The organism is Pseudomonas syringae group sp. 26L6, assembly GCF_032587815.1.
Taxonomy (GTDB): domain Bacteria; phylum Pseudomonadota; class Gammaproteobacteria; order Pseudomonadales; family Pseudomonadaceae; genus Aquipseudomonas; species Aquipseudomonas amygdali.
Genome location: NZ_JAWHPJ010000010.1, coordinates 13,109 through 36,491, shown reverse-complemented (window position 1 = coordinate 36,491; position 23,383 = coordinate 13,109). Strand labels below are relative to the sequence as shown.

The 23,383-nt window shown below is 61.9% G+C and carries 3 protein-coding genes; all 3 read left to right on the top strand.

Going from position 1 to position 23,383, the window contains the following annotated elements; translation table 11 throughout:
- Nucleotides 1-140 precede the first annotated feature (140 nt).
- From RYA97_RS04115 to RYA97_RS04105, 3 genes are read left to right on the top strand one after another with little or no spacing between them, the layout of a single operon-like run.
- Nucleotides 141-3,551, top strand: coding sequence for a non-ribosomal peptide synthetase (locus tag RYA97_RS04115; protein ID WP_117140013.1), 3,411 nt, complete (start codon nt 141-143; stop codon nt 3,549-3,551).
- Nucleotides 3,548-14,608 (top strand): non-ribosomal peptide synthetase, encoded by an 11,061-nt coding sequence (locus RYA97_RS04110; RefSeq protein WP_316891941.1) that lies wholly within the window; start codon nt 3,548-3,550, stop codon nt 14,606-14,608. The genes RYA97_RS04115 and RYA97_RS04110 overlap by 4 nt, the downstream gene beginning before the upstream one ends.
- A 1-nt stretch (nt 14,609) precedes the next feature.
- Nucleotides 14,610-23,234, top strand: coding sequence for a non-ribosomal peptide synthetase (locus RYA97_RS04105; RefSeq protein ID WP_316891940.1), 8,625 nt, complete (start codon nt 14,610-14,612; stop codon nt 23,232-23,234).
- Nucleotides 23,235-23,383: the final 149 nt, after the last annotated feature.

Genomic DNA, 23,383 nt, shown 5'->3' with positions numbered 1-23,383 from the left:
ACGCTCTGCGTCATCGCTTGAGTGTGCGATGCAATGCAGAGCACCAGCCTTGAGAAACCTTTCTAAATATTTCCCCGCCAATTCGTTCTTGTTGATACGACCCCGCCCGACGGTCAGCCCCATTCAGCAAGGATCGACCCATGAACCCCGAACACGCCCAGAAACTCGCTCGCCGTTTTGTCGAGTTGCCCCTTGAAAAACGTCGTCTGTTTCTGGATGGCATGCGCAAGGAGAACATGGATTTCTCGCTGTTCCCGATCCCTTCCTGCGCAGGGCTGGCCGAGCGTGACGGGCTGTCTTATGCCCAGCAACGCATGTGGTTTCTCTGGCAACTGGACCCGCACAGCGCAGCCTACAACCTGCCGATGTCGGTGTGCCTGAATGGCCCGCTGGAGCTGCCGTTGCTGGAACGAGCCTTCAGTGCGCTGGTCGAGCGGCATGAAAGCCTGCGCACCACCTTCGGTCAGGACGGCGACCGCGCATTTCAGCGTGTTGCGCCGCCGACACCCGTCAGCATCCGCCTGATCGACCTGAGCCAGCAGCCTTGCGAACAGCGCTGGGCGAGTGCGCGGCAGGCGATGGCCGAACAGTCGGCGCAGACCTTCGACCTGCAGCGCGGGCCGCTGTTTACCGTGCAGGTATTGCGCCTCGCAGAACAGGAACACCTACTGCTGCTCAACCTGCACCACATGATCACCGACGGTTGGTCGATGAACGTGCTGATCGACGAATGGCTGCGCGGCTATGACGCGCTGCTGGCTGGTAAACCGCTGCCTTTTCAGCCGCTGCCCGTGCAGTACCGCGACTATGCGCTGTGGCAACGCAGCTGGCTGGAGGCTGGCGAACAGGAACGTCAGCTGGATTACTGGCGCAGCCATCTGGGCGAAGAGCACCCGGTACTGGAGCTGCCCACAGACCGCCCGTACCCGGCGCTGCCCAGCCATGATGGCGCGCGCCTGGAACTGGCGCTGGAGCCCGAGCTGCTGCGCAACCTGAAAAACCTCGCGCAACGTCAGGGCGTGACTCTTTTCGTCGTGTTGTTGGCAACCTTCAAAAGCCTGCTGCACCGCTACAGCGGGCAGACCGACATTCGTGTCGGCGGCCTGATCGCCAACCGCACCCGCAGCGAAACCGAAGGGCTGATCGGCTGTTTTATCAACACCCAAGCGCTGCGCAGTGAAGTGACGGCGCAGACGCGCTTTGTCGATTTGCTGCACACCGTGCGCAATGCCTCGACCGGTGCTCAGGCGCATCAGGAGTTGCCGTTCGACGCGATCATCGACGCCTTGCAACCCGAGCGCAGCCAGAGCCACAACCCGCTGTTTCAAGTGATGTTCAACCACCAGCCGGTGGTTGCCGACCTGCTGGACAAACAATTGAGCGGCGGCCTGCGCGTGGCCAATCTGCCTGCCGAGCAACAGGCGCTGGCCCAGCGTTCGCATGCCGCGGCCAGTGATCTGATGCTTGCCACCAGCGGCGAAGGCGAGCAGCTGAACGCCGCTTTCACCTACGCCACCGATATTTTCGACCAGGCGACCATCGCTCGTCTGGCCGCACATTGGCGCAACCTGCTGGCGTCGGTCTGTGCCGACCCGCTGCAAACCGTTGCCGAACTGTCGATGCTGTCGACCGATGAGCGCGCTCAGTTGCTGGATATCGACAGCGCAGCCAAAGCCGACACCACAACCCCCGCGCATCGCCAGTTCGAAGCGCAAGTGCAGCGCACACCGAGCGCCCCGGCATTGATCCTCGCCCGTGAAGGCCAGGCGCCCAGCCTGAGTTACACCGAACTGAATGAGCGCAGCAACCGTCTGGCCTGGCAACTGCGTGAGCAAGGCGTCGGCCCGGACGTGCTGGTCGGCGTGGCGCTGGGCCGTTCGCTGGACATGCCCGTCGCGCTGCTGGCTGTGCTCAAGGCAGGCGGTGCCTATGTGCCGCTGGACCTGAGCGCGCCGAGCGAGCGTCTACGTCATGTGCTGCAGGACAGCGGCCTGAAACTGCTGCTGACCCACAGCCAGCAAAAGACGACGCTGCCTGAGCTGGCGGGTATTCAGTGCCTGTGCATCGATCAGATGAGCAGTGCGGCAGCCAGCCCGCAAAACCCGGACATTGCCGTTGATCCGGCCAATCTGGCCTACGTGATCTACACCTCGGGCTCTACCGGTCGGCCAAAAGGCGTGGCGATCAGTCATGGCGCGCTGGCCGAATTTATAACGCTGGGCGCGAACTACAGTGACTTGCGCGAAGGCGACCGGGTCCTGCAATTTGCCACCCATAGCTTCGACGGCTTCGTCGAGCAGTTCTACCCACCGCTGTGTCGCGGCGCGGCCGTGGTGTTGCGTGACGAGCGTTTGTGGGACAGCGCCACCTTCCATCAGGCTGTCGTCGAACATGGCGTAACCCTGGCTGACCTGCCTGCGGCCTACTGGCTGACACTGGTTCAGGATTTTGCCGCCAGCCCGCCCGCGCATTACGGCGTGCTGCGGCAGATTCACGTCGGCGGCGAAGCGATGGCCGTCGAAGGCCTGCGCCTGTGGCAGCAGGCCGGGCTCGGGCACGTGCGCCTGCTCAACACCTATGGGCCGACCGAAGCCACGGTGGTGTCGAGTATTCATGATTGCAGCGCGCTGACTGCGGAACAGGTGTCGTGGCGCGGCGTGCCGATTGGCAGAGCGCTGGCGGGACGACGGCTGTACGTGCTCGACGATCAACTGAATCTGCTGCCGCAGGGTGCAGTGGGCGAGTTGTATATCGGCGGCCCCGGCCTGGCGCGGGGTTATCACGCCCAGCCCGGCCTGAGCGCCGAGCGTTTCGTGGCTGATCCGTTCGTGCCCGGTGAGCGCCTGTATCGCACCGGTGACCGCGCCAGGCTGCGCGCTGACGGCGCTGTCGAGTACATCGGTCGGGTCGACCATCAAGTGAAAATCCGCGGTTTCCGTATTGAACTGGGCGAAATCGAATCGCGCCTGCAGCAATGCACAGGCGTGCGCGAAGCGGTGGTACTGGCTGTCGAGCTGGCGGGCAGCACGCAACTGGTCGCTTACGTGGTGCCGCAGGTCATGGCGAACGGCGATGCCGAGCAACTGGCGCTGCGCCAGGGCATCAAGAGCCAGTTGCAATCCAGCCTGCCGGATTACATGGTGCCGACGCATTTATTGCTGCTCCCGGAGTTGCCACTCACGCCCAGCGGCAAGCTGGACCGCAAGGCACTGCCAGCGCCCGATTCAAGCCAGTTGCAGGCGCGTTATCGCGCGCCGCACAGCGATGTGGAAATCTGCCTCGCTGCTATTTGGCAAGAAGTCCTGCACGCACAGCAGGTCGGTCTGGATGATCACTTTTTCGAGCTGGGCGGCCATTCGTTGCTTGCCGCGCAAGTCATCGCCCGGATCAAGACGCGACTGGGCATCAGCCTGCCGTTGCGCACCCTGTTTGAAAAACCGCTGCTCAGCGATCTCGCCTTCGAAGTGGCCGCGCTGACCGACAACACAACGGATAACGACTGGAGCGACATGGACCAGTTCATGGACTCACTGGAGGAATTTGGCGCATGACCGGGACCACCGCTGCACGCATCGCGAAACGTTTTGTCGGCCTGCCGCTGGAACAACGCCAGCAGTTCCTCGCCCGCTTGCGCCAGGAAGGCAAGGATTTCAGCCTGTTGCCGGTACCGGTCAGCCGTCATGATTTCAGCGCGATTCCGCTGTCGTTCGCCCAGCAACGCCTGCTGTTCCTCTGGCAGCTCGACCCGCAGAGCGACGCCTACAAGATGACCACCGGCCTGCGTCTGCGAGGCCCGCTGAACGAGTCGGCATTGCGCCGCGCCTTTGATCATCTGATCGAGCGCCATGAGGTGCTGCGTACCGTGTTCCATACCGACGGTGATCAGGCGCAGCAAGTGCTGCTGCATGATCAGACCGTGGCGCTGGACAGCATTGATTTGTCCGGTCTGGCTGATGTCGAACTGCGCGATGCCGAACTGGCGTTGCGAGTTATTACCGTCACCAGCCAGCCGTTTGATTTGCGCACAGGCCCGTTGCTGCGTGCGCACCTGTTCCGTCTTGCCAGTGACGAGCATGTGCTGGTGGTGAGCATGCACCACATCGTCTCCGACGGCTGGTCGATGGACGTCATGATTCAGGAGTTCGTGCATTGCTATCAGGCGTATTGCGAAGGTCGCGAACCAGCGCTGCCAGAGCTGCCGCTGCAATACGCCGACTACGCTATCTGGCAGCGCAGCTGGCTGGAGGCGGGCGAGGGCGCGCGGCAACTGGATTACTGGCGCAGCCAGTTGGGTGACGAACAACCTTTGCTGGACGCCGCGCAGGATTTCCCGCGCCCGGTGACACAAAGCTATCAGGGCGAGCACCTGCGCTTTGATTTCGGCGCTGATCTGTCGCGCCAGCTCAACGCCTTTGCGCGCACGCAGGGCATGACCCTGTTCATGCTGGTGCTGGCCGGTTTTTCGCTGTTTCTGTCGCGCAAGGCCGGGCAGCGCGATATCCGCATCGGCGTGCCAAACGCCAACCGCGGTCGTGCTGAAACCGAAGGGTTGATCGGCTTCTTCATCAATACTCAGGTTTTGCGCTGCCAGGTGGACGAGCGCCTGAGCTACCTTGACCTGCTGGCGCAGATCCGTGACACCTCGTTCGGCGCGCAGGCCCATCAGGACGTACCCTTTGAGCAACTGGTCGATCAACTGGCACCCGAGCGCAGCCTGGGCCACAACCCGCTGTTTCAGGCCAAGTTCAACCAGAACGTAATTCTCAAACAGAAAACCGCGCTCAAGCTGGCCGGGCTGGAAGTCAGCGAATACGCCTTCGACAAGCAGGGCGCGCATTTCGATCTGGCGCTGGACATCACCGACGACGGCACGCTGATTCATGGCGACATGGCCTACGCCAGCGACCTGTATCGACGCGCCACCGTCGAAGGGTTCATTCCCGAAATGCTTGCGCTGTTCAAAACCCTGCTCGATGCGCCGCAGGCGCCGTTGTTCAGCCTCGGTGCACTGGCAATCGAGCCACCACGCGAAGTGCGCGAACCCGCGCCGCACATGCTTCAGCTATGGGGCCAACAGGTTGAACACCAGCCGCATGCACTGGCTGCCCAGTGTCTTGATCGCACCCTGACGACACTGGAGCTGGATCAGGCCGCCAATCAGCTGGCCCATCATCTGATCCGGATGGGTATTAGCGAAGGCCAGCCGGTTGCGGTGTTGATGGAGCGTTCGCTGGACTGGCTCACGGCGGTGCTGGCGATCTTCAAGGCCGGTGGTGTGTACATGCCGCTGGACGTCAAAGCCCCGGATGCGCGCCTGCAAAAGATGCTGAGCAACGCCCAGGCCAAAGTGCTGCTGTGCGCCGAAGGCGATGTGCGTCAGACGTCACTGGATGTTGCCGGTTGTGAGGGCCTGGCCTGGACACCTGCGCTGTGGCAGGACTTGCCGGTCAGTCGTCCTGATATCACGCTGTCAGCCGATTCAGCGGCTTACGTTATTCATACCTCCGGCTCCACCGGTCAGCCCAAGGGCGTATTGGTCAGCCAGGGCGCGCTGGCCTCTTACGTGCGTGGACTGCTGGAGCAGTTGCAACTGGCTCCCGAGGCGAGCATGGCGCTGGTCTCGACCATCGCCGCCGACCTTGGTCATACCGTGCTGTTCGGCGCGCTGTGTTCAGGACGCACGCTGCATGTGCTGACCGAGGCGCTGGGTTTCGACCCGGATGCCTTTGCGGCTTACATGGCCGAGCATCAGGTTGGCGTGCTGAAGATCGTGCCCGGTCATCTGGCCGCGCTTTTACAGGCCAGCCAGCCTGCCGATGTGTTGCCGCAGCATGCACTGATCGTCGGCGGCGAAGCCTGTTCGCCTGCGCTGGTCGAGCAGGTGCGTCAGCTCAAACCGGATTGCCGGGTGATCAACCACTACGGCCCGAGCGAAACCACAGTTGGCGTACTGACCCATGAATTGAAAGTGGACACGATTCCCTGTGGGAGCGAACTTGTTCGCGAAGAGGCCGGCACAGGCTTGCAAAAGGCTGAGGCCCTACCACCGCTTTCGCGAGCAAGCGAAGCGTCGCCCGGCTCGCTCCCACAAGGTTTATATCTATCCACTAAGGTGCCGGTCGGTGCGCCGTTGCCGGGGGCCAGTGCTTATGTGCTGGATGATGTGCTGAACCCTGTTGGCACTCAGGTGGCGGGCGAGCTGTACATCGGTGGCGACAGTGTCGCGCTGGGCTACATCGGTCAGCCTGCGCTGACCGCCGAGCGTTTCGTGCCGGACCCGTTTGCAGAGAATGGCGCACGCGCCTATCGCAGCGGCGACCGCATGCGGCGCAATCATCAGGGCCTGCTGGAATTCATCGGCCGTGCCGACGATCAAGTCAAAGTGCGCGGTTATCGTGTCGAGCCTGCCGAAGTGGCGCGGGTGCTGCTGAACCTGCCTTCGGTTGCGCAAGCCAGCGTGCTGGCATTGCCTGTCGATGAAGACGAATCGCGCCTGCAACTGGTGGCCTATTGCGTCGCGGCAGCCGGTGCCAGCCTGACCGTCGACAACCTGCGCGAGCAATTGGCTGCACGCTTGCCCGACTACATGGTGCCCGCTCAGATCATGCTGCTGGACAGCCTGCCGCTGACCGCCAACGGCAAGCTCGACAAGCGCGCCTTGCCCAAGCCGGGCGTGGTCAAACAGCGTTACACCGCGCCGGTCGGCGAGATCGAGGAAAAGCTCGCCGCCGTATGGGCTGACGTACTGAAACTGGAACAAGTCGGCAGCACCGACAACTTCTTCGAACTGGGCGGCGACTCGATCCTCAGCCTGCAGATCATCGCCCGCGCCAAGCGCCAGGGCATCAAGCTCAGCCCCAAGCAGTTGTTCGAAAAACAGACCATCAGCCAGTTGGCCTCGGTGGCAAAACTGATCCAGAAAAAGCCTGCTGCGCCGGTCGAACAGATCAGTGGTTCGCTGCCGTTGCTGCCGATTCAGGCGCGCTTCTTCGAACTGGACATCCCCGAGCGTCAGCACTGGAATCAGGCGCTGATGCTCAAGCCCCTGCAAACGCTGGATGCAATCCACCTTCAAGCTGCACTGACCGCGCTGATCGAACAGCACGACGCGCTGCGTCTGGGTTTCACCCAGCAAGACGGCCAATGGCAAGCCACATTCGGCGCGCTGAACACTCGCGACCTGCTGTGGATTCATGAGCTGGACAGCATCGAGCGCTTGCCTGAACTGGCCGACGAGGCGCAGCGCAGTCTTGACCTGAAAAACGGCCCGTTGCTGCGTGCGGTGCTGATCGACTTGCCGCAGGGCGAGCAGCGTTTGTTGATGGTGATTCATCATTTGGCCGTCGACGGCGTGTCGTGGCGGGTGCTGCTGGAAGACTTGCAACAGGCTTACGTCGCCCTGACTAAGGGCCAGCTTGTGGCGTTGGCAGCGAAAACCACGTCGCTTAAGCATTGGGCCGAGCAATTGCAACAGTATGCGACCGGCGAAACGCTGACCGCCGAGCGCGATTACTGGCTACACGCTTTACAGGGCGACGATCAACCGTTGCCGCGCGACAAGCCCGAAGGTTCGATGCGCAATCGCGATGCGGCCCATGCATCATCCTGGTTGAGCAAGGACCTGACCCACAAGCTGCTGAAAGTTGCACCTGCCGCGTACCGCACACAAGTCAACGACCTGCTGTTGACCGCGCTGGCGCAAGTGTTGTGCGAGTGGAGTCAGCAGCCGTCGGTGCTGATCCAGCTGGAAGGGCATGGCCGCGAAGACTTGTTTGACGACACCGATCTCAGCCGTACCGTCGGCTGGTTCAGCAGCCTGTTTCCGGTTCGCCTCACGCCGCAAATCGCGCCGGGTGCGAGCCTGTGCGGGATCAAGGAACAACTGCGTGCCGTGCCGAACAAAGGTATTGGTTACGGCGTATTACGTCATCTCGGCGAGCCGTCGTTTAAGCAACAATTGGCCGCCTTGCCGCAGGCACGAGTCACGTTCAATTACCTGGGCCAGTTCGACGGCAGCTTCAACGAACAACAAGGCGCGTTGTTCATGCCGAGTGCCGACAAAACTGGCACTGCGCTGTGCGAAGACGGCCCGCTGGGCAACTGGCTGAGCCTCAATGGTCAGGTGTTCGATGGCCAGCTGCAACTGGACTGGAGCTTCAGCCGTGAGGTGTACCACGCCTCGACCATCGATACCCTGGCGCGCCGCTACGAGCAGGCGCTGACCACGCTAATCGACCACTGCACCGTCGGGCACCAGGGCGTCACGCCGTCGGACTTCCCGCTGGCGCGCCTCACTCAAACGCAACTCGACGGCTTGCCGATTGCTGCGGGCGAGATCGAAGACATCTACCCGCTGTCACCGATGCAGCAGGGCATGCTGTTCCACTCGCTGTTCGATGAGGGCGCGGGCAACTACATCAACCAGATGCGCGTGAGCATCAGCGGGCTGGATGTGCCGCGTTTCCATAACGCATGGCAATCAGCGGTGAACAACCACGAAGTGCTGCGCAGTTGTTTTGTCAGCCAGAGCGAACAGTCACTTCAAGTCGTGCAACGTCAGGTCATACTGCCTTTTGTCGAGCTGGATGCGCGTGGCAAGCCGCAAAACTGGCTCGACGACTGGGCGCAGGCCGACCGTCAGCAGGGTTTTGATCTGGCGCACGGCCCGCTGTTGCGCCTGGCGGTAGTGCGCACTGGCGACGACGCGTGGCAGCTGGTCTACACCAGTCACCATATTTTGATGGACGGCTGGAGCAGCTCGCGGCTGCTGGGCGAAGTGCTGCAACGCTACAGCGGTGAGACGCCGCCGAAACAGGCGGGACGTTATCGCGATTACATCCAGTGGCTACAGGATCAGGACGCCGATGTCAGCGAGCGCTTCTGGACCGCAGAGCTGGCCGAACTGGACGAGCCGACCCGCTTGCTGCAAGCCTTCAAAACATCAACCGATCAGCAGGGCTATGGCGATTACATTCAGCTGATCGACGCCGACGGCACCCGGCGCTTGAGCGAGTTTGCCCGCGAGCAGCACGTGACCCTCAATACGCTGGTGCAATCCGCCTGGCTGTTGCTGCTGCAACGCTATACCGGTCAGTCCAGCGTGACCTTTGGTGCCACGGTGGCCGGGCGTCCGGCTGAATTGCCGGGCGTCGAGGAGCAACTGGGCCTGTTCATCAACACCTTGCCGGTGATCGCCAGCCCGCGTTCGGAACAGACCGTCGGCGACTGGGTGCAGCAGGTGCAGGCGAAGAACATTGCCCTGCGCGAGCATGAGCACACGCCGCTGTATGACATCCAGCGCTGGGCACGTAACAGTGGCGAGGCGCTGTTCGACAACATACTGGTATTCGAAAACTACCCGGTGTCTGAAGCCTTGCAGCGCGCGCCGGACGGTCTGACGTTCAGCGACCTGCGCAATCAGGAACAAGCGCATTACCCGCTGACCCTGGTGGTCGAGGCCAACGACGTGCTGTCGGTACGTTTCAGTTACGACCGGCAACACTTCAGTGCAGAAGGCATTCTGCAACTGGCGGCGCATTTCGATCACTTGCTGCAAAGCCTCAGTACATCCGCAACGGCACGTCTCGGCGAGCTGACCCTGCCGACTGCCTGGACGCAAAGCGTGCAGCATTACCCGACCGGGCAGTGCGCCCATCAACGTATCGAAACCCAGGCCGAGCGCACGCCGTTGGCCATCGCCCTGACTTTTGCTGGCGAGCAATTGAGCTATCAACAGCTCAACAGCCGCGCCAACCAACTGGCCCATAAACTGCGCGAGCAGGGCGTCGGCCCGGATGTTCGCGTGGGGCTGGCCGCTGAACGCAGTCTGGACATGATCGTAGGGATGCTGGCGATCCTCAAGGCCGGTGGTGCATACGTGCCGCTGGATCCGGATTACCCGCAGGATCGCCTGAGCTTTCTGATGCAGGACAGCGGTATCGAATTGTTGCTGACTCAAGCACATTTGTTGGGCCAACTGCCGATTCCTGCACATGTTCAGACACTGGATCTGGCGGATTCGCTGGACGGTTACAGCACCGAAAACCCGGTCAACCAGACCTCGCCGGACAACCTGGCCTACGTGATCTACACCTCCGGCTCGACTGGCAAGCCGAAAGGCACCTTACTCGCCCATCACAACCTGATGCGCCTGTTTGCCGCCACGAACGAGTGGTTTGCTTTCAACGAAAAGGACGTGTGGACGCTATTCCATTCCTTCGCCTTCGACTTCTCGGTGTGGGAAATCTTCGGCGCGCTGCTGCATGGCGGCCGACTGGTGATCGTGCCGCGCGAGGTGACCCGCTCGCCGGAAGACTTCCATGCGCTGCTGGTGGAACAGCGCGTCACAGTGCTTAACCAGACGCCGTCGGCGTTCAAGCAATTGATGCGTGTGGCGTGTGATTCGCCTGCGCCGATGTCGCTGGAAAAAGTCATCTTCGGCGGCGAAGCGCTGGACGTGGCCAGCCTGAAGCCGTGGTTCGACCGTTTCGGCGATCAGGCAGCGCAGTTGATCAACATGTACGGCATTACCGAAACTACAGTTCACGTGACCTACAGGCCAATAACCGAGGCCGACACGCAAAACCCGGCCAGCCCGATTGGCGAGGCGATCCCGGATTTGTCGTGGTACGTGCTGGACGCTGATTTCAACCCGGTCGCCCAGGGTTGCAGCGGTGAACTGCACATCGGCCATGCGGGTCTGGCGCGCGGTTATCATAACCGCGCGGCGCTGACTGCCGAACGCTTCGTGCCGGACCCGTTCTCCAGCGACGGCGGTCGCCTGTACCGCACCGGCGACCTGGCCCGTTATCGCGCTGCCGGAGTGATCGAATACGCCGGGCGTATCGACCATCAGGTGAAGATCCGTGGTTTCCGCATTGAACTGGGTGAAATCGAAGCGCGGCTGCAAGCGCACCCGACCGTGCGCGAAGTGATCGTGCTGGCCGTGGACGGGCGATTGGCCGCGTATCTAGTCCCAGCCGAGCCTGATCAGGATCAGCAAAGCCTGCGCGAAACCCTGAAGACCGAGCTCCGTGCGCATCTGCCGGATTACATGGTGCCGACGCATTTTATCGTCCTCGACAAGATGCCGCTGACCGCCAACGGCAAGCTGGACCGCAAGGCGCTGCCCGCGCCGGATGCCAGCCAGTTGCAGGCGACCTACATCGCCCCGCAAGGCGATCTGGAGCAACAACTGGCGGCGATCTGGGCCGATGTGCTGAAAGTTGAGCAGGTCGGGCGTAGCGACAACTTTTTTGAACTGGGCGGGCATTCGTTGCTCGCCACTCAGGTGATCTCGCGCATCCGTCAGCAACTGGACGTCGAACTGTCGTTGCGCGACCTGTTCGAAGCCCGTGATCTGGCAGCTTTCGCCCAGGCTGCGGGCAACGGGCAGGGCAATGCTGCGCCACGCTTTATCAAGGCCGACCGCAGCCAGCCGCTGGGCTTGTCTTACGCGCAGCAGCGCCAGTGGTTTCTCTGGCAGCTTGATCCTGAAAGCACTGCTTACACCATTCCTGCGGCCCTGCGTCTGAGCGGCTCGCTGGACATTGCCGCGCTGGAGCACAGTTTCAGCGCATTGATTGCCCGCCACGAAACCCTGCGCACTACCTTCCGCCAGCAGGGCGAACAGGCTGTGCAGATCATCCATGCGCCGCGTGCCTTGACCCTGATGGTCGAGTCCGTGCCTGCCGGTCAACCCCTTGAAGCCTGCGTGGAGCAGGAAATGCAGCGCCCGTTCGATCTGGAAAAGGGCCCGCTGCTGCGCGTCCGCTTGCTGAACCTTGCTGCTGACGAACATGTGCTGATTCTGACCCAGCACCACATCGTTTCCGATGGCTGGTCAATGCCGATCATGGTCGATGAACTGGTGCGCCTGTACGAAGGCTACAGCCAGGGCCGTGAGGTGGTGTTGACCGCGCTGGACATGCAATATGCTGACTACGCACTGTGGCAGCGCAACTGGATGGACGCCGGAGAGCAGGCGCGGCAGCTGGATTACTGGAAGCAGCAACTGGGCGAACAGCAGCCGATTCTGGAATTGCCCGCCGATCATCCGCGCCCTGTCGTGCAAAGCCACGCCGGTGCGCGGCTGGCGGTCGAGCTGGCGCCAGCGTTGATCGACGACTTGAAACAGGTCGCGCGGCAACAGGGCGTCACACTGTTCATGCTGTTGCTGGCATCGTTCCAGACCTTGCTGCATCGCCACAGCGGCCAGCCGGACATTCGTGTCGGCGTGCCGATTGCCAACCGCACCCGCGCGGAAACCGAAGGCCTGATCGGTTTCTTCGTCAACACCCAGGTGCTGCGCGCCGAATTCGACCTGCACACCACGTTCAGCGAGCTGCTGCAGCAGGTCAAACATGCGGCCCTGCAAGCTCAAGCGCATCAGGAACTGCCGTTCGAACAGCTGGTCGAGGCCTTGCAACCTCAACGCAGCCTCAGCCACAGCCCGCTGTTCCAGGTGATGTTCAACCACCAGAGCCAAGCCAGTGCTGAGGTGCGCGCACTGCCCGGTTTGCAGGTCGGAGCGCTGACGTCCGAGAGCTATCCGGCGCAGTTCGACCTGACCCTCAACACCGCCGAACACGATGGCGGTTTGAGCGCGGGCCTGACCTATGCCACCGCGCTGTTCGAACGCAGCACCATTGAGCGCATGGCGGGGCACTGGCTCGCGCTGTTGCAGGCCATTTGCGCCAATGCGGGTCAGCGCATCGCTGAAGTGCCGATGCTTGACGCTGCCGAACAGCAGCAGATTGTTCGCGACTGGAACGCCACGGCTGCCGATTTCCCTGGTGAGCACTGCCTGCACAGCCTGATCGAAGCCCAGGTACAGGCCACGCCGGACGCTCCGGCACTGATTTTTGCGGCTGAACAACTGAGCTATGCGCAACTTAACACCCGCGCTAATCAGCTTGCCCATCGCTTGCGTGAGGCGGGTGTTGGCCCGGATGTGCTGGTGGGGATTTGTGTCGAGCGCAGCCTCGAGCTGGTCATCGGCCTGTTGGCGATCATCAAGGCTGGTGGCGCTTATGTGCCGCTGGACCCGGATTACCCCGAGGACCGTCTGGCTTACATGATGCAGGACAGCGGTGTCGGTTTGCTGTTGACCCAGAGTGCGCTGCTACAGCGCCTGCCGGTTCAAGTACAGAGCCTTTGTCTGGATCAGGAGGGCGATTGGCTGGCCGGTTACAGCACTGCCAACCCGGAAAACCTCAGCCATCCGCTGAATCTGGCTTATGTGATTTACACCTCGGGTTCGACCGGCAAGCCAAAAGGCGCGGGCAACAGCCATCGCGCCCTGGTCAACCGTTTGCACTGGATGCAGAAGGCTTACGCACTGGATGACAGAGATACGGTATTGCAGAAAACCCCGTTCAGTTTCGATGTCTCGGTGTGGGAATTCTTCTGGCCGCTGCTGACCGGCGCACGTTTGGCCGTGGCGCTGCCGGGCGATCATCGCGATCCGGAGCGGCTGGTGCAGACCATCCGCGAACATCAAGTCACGACGCTGCACTTTGTCCCGTCGATGCTCCAGGCGTTTCTGACTCATCCTCAGGTAGAAAGCTGTAACAGCTTACGTCGCGTGGTGTGCAGCGGCGAAGCACTGCCTGCCGAACTGGCCGGTCAGGTGCTCAAGCGTCTGCCGCAGACGGGTTTGTTCAACCTGTACGGCCCGACCGAAGCGGCTATCGACGTCACCCACTGGACCTGCACCCCGGACGACGTGCTCAGCGTGCCGATTGGTCGACCTATCGATAACCTGAAAACCCATGTCCTCGACGACGGATTGCTGCCTGCCGCGCAGGGCGTTGCGGCAGAGCTTTACCTCGGCGGTATCGGTCTGGCGCGGGGTTATCACAATCGCGCTGCGCTGACGGCTGAACGCTTTGTGCCGGACCCGTTCGACGAGCAGGGCGGGCGTCTTTACCGGACCGGGGATCTGGCGCGTTATCGCGATGAAGGCGTTATCGAATACGCCGGGCGTATCGACCATCAGGTGAAGATTCGCGGCCTGCGTATCGAGCTGGGCGAGATCGAAGCCAGCCTGCTGGAGCACGGCAGCGTTCAGGAAGCAGTGGTCATCGACGTTGACGGCCCATCCGGCAAGCAGCTGGCAGCCTATCTAGTGGCTGAGCACAGTGGCGATAACCTGCGTGATGCACTCAAGGTGTATCTCAAGGAAACACTGCCCGATTACATGGTGCCGACCCACTTCGTCTGGCTGGCAAGCATGCCCCTGAGCGCCAACGGCAAGCTGGATCGCAAAGCCCTGCCGACACCGGACGCCAGCCAGTTGCAGCGCCAGTACGTCGCGCCGTCGACTGAACAGGAGCAGCAAATGGCTGCGATCTGGGCCGACGTGCTGAAAGTTGAGCGCGTCGGGTTGAGCGACGACTTCTTCGAACTGGGCGGCCATTCGCTGCTGGCCACACAACTGATTTCCAGAATTCACACGGGCCTGGGGATCGACATCCCGCTGCGCCTGATTTTCGAGAAACCGCAATTGAACGAATTTATTCAGGCTTTCGCCAGCAGCGGTTTGTCGCTGACCGAGGACGGCTTGTCCGATATTGAAAAAATGATGAATGAAATGGCGGGTATCTGACATGGACAAGTCTGCAGCAGAGCGTATCGCCCAGCGTTTCGTTGGTTTGCCCGTCGAACAGCGCCGCCAGATTCTGAACAAGATGCACGAGACCGGGCAGAGCTTCAAACTGCTGCCCATCGCTGTAACCCGGCATGATGTAGCGCGTATCCCGCTGTCCTACGCCCAGCAGCGCATGCTGTTTCTCTGGCAGATGGAACCGGGCAACGCCGCGTACAACGTGCCTATGGCAGTGCGTCTGAATGGCCCGCTGGACCGGCAGGCATTGAGTACAGCGCTGGACAATCTGGTGCAGCGCCACGAAACCCTGCGCACCCGGTTTGTTTCCGAGGACGGCGCGTTCTATCAGGAGATTCTTCAGCAGGCGACCGTTGCCCTTGAGTTTGCCTCGGTTGCGCCAGCCGACATCGAAAACCAGGTGCGCGCCGAGCTGCAAAAGCCCTTCGATTTGCTCAGCGGTACATTACTGCGGGTCAGGCTGTTTCAGCTGGGCGAAGCCGAACACGTCCTGACCGTGTGCATGCATCACATCGTCTCCGATGGGTGGTCCGGTGAAGTGCTGATTCGTGAGTTTGTGCAGTTGTATCAGGCTCAGGTCTCCGGGCAGCCAGCGCAATTGCCTGCGCTGGCCATTCAATATGCCGACTACGCGATCTGGCAGCGCGCATGGCTGGAGGCCGGGGAGGGCGAGCGGCAGTTGAATTACTGGAAACAGCAGTTGGGCACTGAGCATCCGCTATTGAGTCTGCCGCTGGATCATCAGCGTCCGCTGCAACCGAGCCAGCGTGGCGCGACGGTGCGCGTCGATGTGCCGGAACAATTGTCCGCGCAACTGAAAAGCCTGGCGCGTAACAGTGGCCAGACCTTGTTCATGCTGACTCTGGCGGCACTGTCGGTGGTGCTGTCGCGTTTCAGTGGTCAGGCCGACATTCGCATTGGTGCGCCCAACGCCGGGCGCACCCGCAGCGAGCTGGAAGGCCTGATCGGCTTCTTCATCAACACTCAGGTACTGCGTGTGCAGGTGGATGAGCAGCAGAGCTTTGCGCAGTTGCTGGATCAGGTGAAACAGGTCGTGACCGGTGCCCAGTCGCATCAGGAGCTGCCCTTTGAACATCTGGTGGACGCGCTGGCACCCGAGCGTAATCTGGGCCACAACCCGTTGTTCCAGTTCAAGATCAATCAGCACGTGCTGGCGGCCGACGACAGCGGGCAACGTGTGTCGGGTCTGACTGTCGATGAATTTCCGATTGGCAGCAGCGATGCGCGCTTTGATCTGGCCTTCGACTTCACCGACACGCCGGGCGGCATACGCGGTTATTTCACTTACGCCACCGACCTGTTCGAGCCATCGACCATCGAGCGCATGGCCGAGGCGCTACGCGCTGTACTGCAAGCGCTGGTCGCAGACACCGACCAGCGACTTGCCGATCAGCCGCAAGCATTGTCGTTGCCGGTCGCTGAGCAGAGCGCAGATTTTGCCTGCGACGACTTCCTCAGCCTGTGGCAACAGGGCCTGCACATCGGGCGCGGCAAGACCGCGTTGCGCGTTGGCCAGCAGGTGTTGAGCTTTGATGAACTTGAACAACGCAGTAACCAGTTCGCCCGCTACCTGCATGCGCAGGACATCAAACCGGGCATGACCATTGCGCTGTGCCTGGACCGCTCTGTGGAATGGGTGGTCAGCCTGCTGGCGGTGCTTAAACTCGGTGCCGTTTACCTGCCGCTGGACAGCGCACAGCCCGCCGAGCGTTTGCAGCAACTGGTTCGTGACAGCGGCGCGGCGTTGTTGATTCACGCGTTCGGCGACAAGGCCGCGCAACTGGGTGTGTGCCCGGTGCTGGCCTTCGATGCTGCGCTATGGTCCGAGGTGGATGGCAGTACGCTTAATGTGCGTGTCATCGCCGAACAACCGGCGTACATCATCTACACCTCCGGCTCCACCGGGCAGCCGAAGGGCGTGGTGATCAGCCACGGCGCGCTGGCCAACTACGTGCAGGGCGTGCTTGAGCGCCTGTCGCTGGATGACGGGGCGAGCATGGCGATGGTGTCGACTGTCGCCGCAGACCTGGGCCATACCTTGCTGTTTGGTGCGCTGGCGTCTGGGCGCCCGCTGCATCTGCTGTCCCACGAGCAAGCGTTCGACCCTGATGGCTTCGCCCGTTACATGGCCGAGCATCAGGTTGAAGTGCTGAAAATCGTACCCAGCCATTTGCAGGGGCTGCTGCAAGCCGCCAACCCGACCGACGTGCTGCCGGGCCAATTGCTGATTCTGGGTGGCGAGGCCAGTTCCTGGGCGTTGATCGAGCAAATCCGCGCGCTCAAACCGGGCTGCCGGATCGTCAACCACTACGGCCCGACGGAAACCACGGTCGGCATCCTCACCCATGAAGTCGCCGAGCGCGTTGACGCTTGCCGCAGTGTGCCGGTCGGTCAACCACTGGCCAATGGCAAAGCGCGGGTGCTGGACGCCTATCTCAACCCGGTTGCCGAGCGTGTGGCGGGCGAGCTGTATCTGGGCGGTCAAGGCTTGGCGCAGGGCTATCTGGGCCGTGCGGCGATGACCGCCGAACGCTTCGTGCCGGACCCGCACGCCGAGGGTCAGCGCCTTTACCGTGCGGGTGACCGCGCGCGCTGGGTGGACGGCGTGCTGGAGTACTTGGGGCGCGCGGATGATCAGGTGAAAATCCGCGGTTACCGGGTCGAGCCGGGGGAAGTCGGCCAGTTGCTGCAAACCCTGGAAAACGTCGCCGAAGCCGTGGTGCTGGCGCAGCCGCTGGAAAGCGACGAAACACGCCTGCAACTGGTGGCGTACTGCGTTGCGGCGGCCGGTGCGAGCCTCAGTGTCGACAGCCTGCGCGAGCAACTGGCTGCGCGCTTGCCCGAATACCTGGTGCCCGCGCAGATCATGCTGCTGGACAGGCTGCCCGTGACCGCCAACGGCAAGCTCGACAAGCGCGCCTTGCCTAAACCCGGCGTGGTCAAACAGCGCTACACCGCGCCAGTTGGCGAGATCGAGGAAAAGCTCGCCACCGTGTGGGCGGACGTATTGAAACTGGAGCAGGTCGGCAGCACCGACAACTTCTTCGAACTGGGCGGCGATTCGATTCTCAGCCTGCAGATCATCGCTCGCGCCAAGCGCCAGGGCATCAAGCTCAGCCCCAAGCAGTTGTTCGAAAAGCAGACCATCGGCCAGCTGGCCTCGGTGGCAAAACTGATCCAGAAAAAGCCTGCTGCGGCGGCTGAACAGGTCAGTGGCTCGCTGTCGCTGCTGCCGATTCAGGCACGTTTCTTTGAGCAGGATATCCCAGAGCGTCAGCACTGGAATCAGGCGCTGATGCTCAAGCCTCTGCAAACGCTGGATGCAATCCACCTTCAAGCTGCACTGACCGCGCTGATCGAACAGCACGACGCGCTGCGCCTGGGTTTCACCCAGCAAGACGGCCAATGGCACGCCACATTCGGTGCGCTGAACACTCGCGACCTGCTCTGGACCCACGAACTGGACAGTGCCGAGCGCTTGCCTGAACTGGCCGATGAAGCACAACGCAGTCTGGACCTGAAAAACGGCCCGTTGCTGCGTGCGGTGCTGATCGACTTGCCGCAGGGCGAGCAGCGTTTGTTGCTGGTGATCCATCACCTGGTGGTGGATGGCGTGTCGTGGCGGGTGCTGCTGGAAGACCTGCAACAGGCGTATGTCGCCATCGCAGCAGGCCGGCCATTGGCGCTGGCGACGAAAACCAGCTCGCTGCAAAGCTGGGCCGAGCACTTGCAGGCCTACGCGCAAAGCCCTGCGTTGACGCAGGAACTGGATTATTGGCAGACGCAGTTGCAGGATGTCAGCGACGCCTTGCCCTGCGATCACCCGCACGGCGGTCAGCAACAGAAGCACGCGCTGTCGGTGGTCACGCAACTGAATGGCGAGCAGACCCGGCAACTGCTGCAAGACGCTCCGGCGGCTTATCGCACGCAGATCAACGACCTGCTGCTGACCGCGCTGGCGCGGGTGGTCAGTCGCTGGACCGCGCAGCCGCATGCCCTGATTCGTCTGGAAGGGCATGGCCGCGAAGACCTCTTCGACACGCTGGACATCACCCGTACGGTCGGCTGGTTCAGCAACCTGTACCCGGTCCGGCTCACGCCGCAGGCCACGTTGGCCGATTCGCTCATGACCATCAAGGAACAGCTGCGCGCAGTGCCCGACAAGGGCATTGGTTACGGCGCCCTGCGTTATCTGGGCAGTGAATCGGCGCGGCACACCCTGCAAGCGTTGCCGCTGGGCAGTATCGTGTTCAATTACCTCGGGCAGTTCGACGGCAGCTTCGACGCACAAGGCGCGTTGTTCACGCCCTCGGCCGAGAGCAGCGGCGCGTCGCAGAGCGCCGATGCACCGTTGGCTGCGCCGCTCAGCATCAATGGCCAGGTGTATGGCGGCGAATTGCGCCTGAGCTGGACCTTCAGCGGTGCGGTATTTGAACGCGACACCGTGCAGCGGCTGGCCGACGAATATGCGGTTGAACTGCAACAATTGATTGCGCATTGCACCACTGACGGCGTTGCTGGGGTAACTCCGTCGGACTTCCCGCTGGCACGCCTGAGCCAGTCGCAGTTGAGCAGTTTGCCAATCCCTGCGGCGCAGATCGAAGACATCTACCCGCTGGCACCAATGCAGCAGGGCATGCTGTTCCACACCCTGTTCGCGCAGGACGCGGGCAATTACATCAACCAGATGCGCGTCGAGGTCAGTGGCCTGGACGTGCCGCGTTTCCGTGCCGCCTGGCAGGCCACGCTGGATGCCCATGAAGTACTGCGCAGCGGCTTTTTCAGCCATCTTGAGCAGTCGCTGCAAGTGGTGTTGCGCGATGTCAGCATGCCGTTTGTCGAACTGGATGCTCGTGCGCAATCAGGCGAATGGATCGACGATTGGGCGAATGCCGATCGCCAGCAGGGCTTCGACCTGGCTCGGGCGCCGCTTCTGCGCCTGGCCGTATTGCGCACTGGCGAACAGACGCATCAACTGATCTACACCAGCCATCACATTCTCATGGATGGCTGGAGCAGCTCGCGTCTGCTGGGCGAGGTGCTGCAACGCTACAGCGGCCAGACGCTGCCGAGGCAAGTCAGTCGTTATCGCGACTATATCGAATGGCTGCAACGCCAGGATGCTGCGCTCAGTGAACGTTTCTGGACCGGCCAGCTTGCCGAACTGGACGAGCCGACCCGGCTGGTTCAGGCCTTCAAAGCGTCCGGGAGCGAGCAGGGGCATGGCGATTACCTGCAACTGATCGATGCCGATGGCACCCGCCAGTTGAGCGAGTTTGCCCGCGAGCAGCGCGTCACCCTCAACACGCTGGTGCAATCGGCCTGGCTGCTGGTGCTGCAACGCTACACGGGGCAGTCCAGCGTGACCTTCGGCGCAACCGTGGCCGGGCGTCCGGCTGACCTGCCGGGTGTTGAGGAGCAACTGGGGCTGTTCATCAACACTTTGCCGGTAATCGCCAGCCCGCGCCCGGAACAGCGGGTGGCGGACTGGGTTCAGCAAGTGCAGGCGAAGAACATCGCCCTGCGTGAGCATGAACACACACCGTTGTACGAGATTCAACGCTGGGCACGCAGCGCTGGCGAGGCGCTGTTCGACAACATTCTGGTGTTCGAAAACTACCCGGTGTCCGAAGCGCTGCAACAGTCCGCGCCGCAGGGGCTGGTGTTCGGCGGCCTGCACACCCAGGAGCAGACTCATTACCCGCTGACTCTGGTGGTCAATCTGGGCGAAACCCTGTCGATGCGCTTCAGCTATGCCCGCCAGCATTTCAGCGAGCAGCACATGGCGCAGTTGTCGGCGCATCTGAGCCAGGTTTTGCAGGCATTGGTGCGTGATCCGCAGGCGGCGATTGGTGAGCTGGCGCTGTTGGATGATCACGAACAGCAGCAGATTGTCCGCGACTGGAACGCCACGGCTGCCGATTTCCCTGGTGAGCACTGCCTGCACAGCCTGATCGAAGCCCAGGTACAGGCCACGCCGGACGCTCCGGCACTGATTTTTGCGGCTGAACAACTGAGCTATGCGCAACTTAGCGCCCGCGCTAATCAGCTTGCACATCGCTTGCGTGAGGCGGGTGTTGGCCCGGATGTGCTGGTGGGGATTTGTGTCGAGCGTAGTCTGGAACTGGTGGTCGGTTTGCTGGCGATCATCAAGGCCGGTGGCGCTTATGTGCCGCTGGACCCGGATTACCCCGAGGACCGTCTGGCTTACATGATGCAGGACAGCGGTATCGGTTTGCTGCTGACCCAGAGCGCGCTGTTACAGCGCCTGCCGGTTCCTGCGAAAGTACAAAGTCTGTGCCTGGATCAGGACGGCGACTGGCTGGCCGGTTACAGCACTGCCAACCCGGAAAACCTCAGTCACCCGCTAAATCTGGCGTATGTGATTTACACCTCCGGCTCGACCGGCAAGCCCAAGGGCGCGGGTAATAGCCATCGCGCCCTGGTCAACCGTTTGCACTGGATGCAGAAGGCTTACGCGCTGGATGGCAGCGATACGGTATTGCAGAAAACCCCGTTCAGTTTCGATGTCTCGGTGTGGGAATTCTTCTGGCCGCTGCTGACCGGAGCACGTTTGGCCGTGGCGTTGCCGGGCGATCATCGCGACCCTGAGCGGCTGGTGCAGACCATCCGCGAACATCAGGTCACGACGCTGCACTTTGTCCCGTCGATGCTCCAGGCGTTTCTCACCCATCCTCAGGTGGAAAGCTGTAACAGCTTGCGTCGTGTGGTGTGCAGCGGCGAAGCACTGCCTGCCGAACTGGTTGGTCAGGTGCTCAAGCGTCTGCCGCAGGCGGGTTTGTTCAACCTGTACGGCCCGACCGAAGCGGCTATCGACGTCACCCACTGGACCTGCACCCCGGACGACGTGCTCAGCGTGCCGATTGGTCGACCCATCGATAACCTGAAAACCCACATTCTGGATGACGGCTTGCTGCCTGCCGCGCAAGGCGTTGCGGCAGAGCTGTATCTGGGTGGCGTTGGTCTGGCGCGGGGTTATCACAACCGCGCGGCGCTGACGGCTGAACGCTTTGTGCCGGACCCGTTCGACGAGCAGGGCGGGCGTCTTTACCGGACCGGGGATCTGGCGCGTTATCGTGACAAAGGCGTTATCGAATACGCCGGGCGTATCGACCATCAAGTGAAAATTCGCGGGCTGCGTATCGAGCTGGGCGAGATCGAAGCGCGTCTGCATGAGCATGCCGGTGTGCGAGAAGCCAATGTAATCGATATTGACGGGCCTTCCGGCAAGCAGCTGGTGGCGTATCTGGTGCGCACTGATGCTGCTCAGGACTCGGACGCTCTGCGCGAAACCCTGAAAACGCACCTCAAGGCTCACGTGCCGGATTACATGGTGCCGACATACTTTGTCTTCATTGATGTGATGCCGCTGACCGCCAACGGTAAGCTGGATCGCCGGGCACTGCCTAAACCGGACGTGGCTCGTTCACAGCAAGGCCACGTCGCGCCACGTACGGAATTCGAGCAACGTCTTGCCGCGTTGTGGGAGCAGGTGCTGCAGGTCGAACGGGTAGGGCTCAACGACAACTTCTTCGCCCTGGGCGGCCACTCACTGCTGGCGGTTTCGCTGGCAGGCAGGATTCGCGAGACGTTTGATGTCTCCATCAAACTGCATGATTTCCTGTTGATGCAGACCCTCGGTGAGCTGGCCGATTTCATGCGTACTAATGAGGCTAAGGTCAAATCGGCGGTCATCGTCATGAACGCCAATCGATCGGACAATGCGCCGTTGTTCTGCCTGCCACCGGGCGGTGGCGGCACGTACTCGTATTACCCGCTGGCGGGTCAATTGAGCGACAGCCGACCGGTTTACGGGCTGGTCAACAAGGCTTACGTGGTGCCGGGCTGGTTTGATACGTCGTGGCAGGAAATGGTCGATTACTACGTCGAGCAAATCCGTATGACTCAACCGCACGGGCCTTACAACCTGCTTGGCTGGTCGATGGGTGGTGCGCTGGCCATCGAGGTGGCGCATGTGCTTGAGCGTGAGGGCGACACGGTGAGCTTTCTCGGGCTGGTGGACACCCAGTTGCCTGCCTCGGTCGGGATGGAGTGGGTCGAAGAAGCGCCGGAGGTCACCACGCAGAAACAGGGCGAAAACTACTACCGCAGCCTGATCAAAAGCTTGCAGGCGTTTGTGCCGGGCTTGCAGGAAGCGTCGATTGTGGGGCTTATCGAAACCGCCCGGCAGTCGCTGTCCAGCGAGGGCGAGGTGATTGACTGGGTGGTCGACCATGTCGCGCTGGAGGCCGGCATGAACGCCGACAACCTGCGCAGCATATTCCAGGACATCGCCGTGCAGGACGAGATCGAAACCGGTTACAAACTACTGGAAGCCAACGCACAACTGAGCCAGGCATTTACCCTGAAAACGCTTAACGTACAGGCCGATTGCTGGTGGGCCGGGCAGAGCCGTGCGCCAGGGCAGATTGCCCGGGCTGAAGCGGTGCTGCTTGAACAGTGCTCGGTGAACGGGCTGCGCAGCTCGACAACGGTTGATCAGCGGCATGACAACGTGGTGCTCGCGGAAGTGTTTCTGCAGGGGCTTGCCGAGCGGCTTGTGTGACGCAGAGCGTCACGAACGGCATTCCCACGCGGAGCGTGCGGAACGATAGGTGTCTGGTCCGACTATCGTGCGGCGCTCTGCGTCGCATGCAGTTCTGGACGCTCTGCGTCCGATCTTGACTGTGTGGGGCGGCGCAGATCTGTGGCGCG

Excerpts from the sequence above, each read along its gene's own strand:
- RYA97_RS04115 (WP_117140013.1), top strand. The coding sequence starts at position 141 with ATGAACCCCGAACACGCCCAGAAACTCGCTCGCCGTTTTGTCGAGTTG.
- RYA97_RS04110 (WP_316891941.1), top strand. The coding sequence starts at position 3,548 with ATGACCGGGACCACCGCTGCACGCATCGCGAAACGTTTTGTCGGCCTG.
- RYA97_RS04105 (WP_316891940.1), top strand. The coding sequence starts at position 14,610 with ATGGACAAGTCTGCAGCAGAGCGTATCGCCCAGCGTTTCGTTGGTTTG.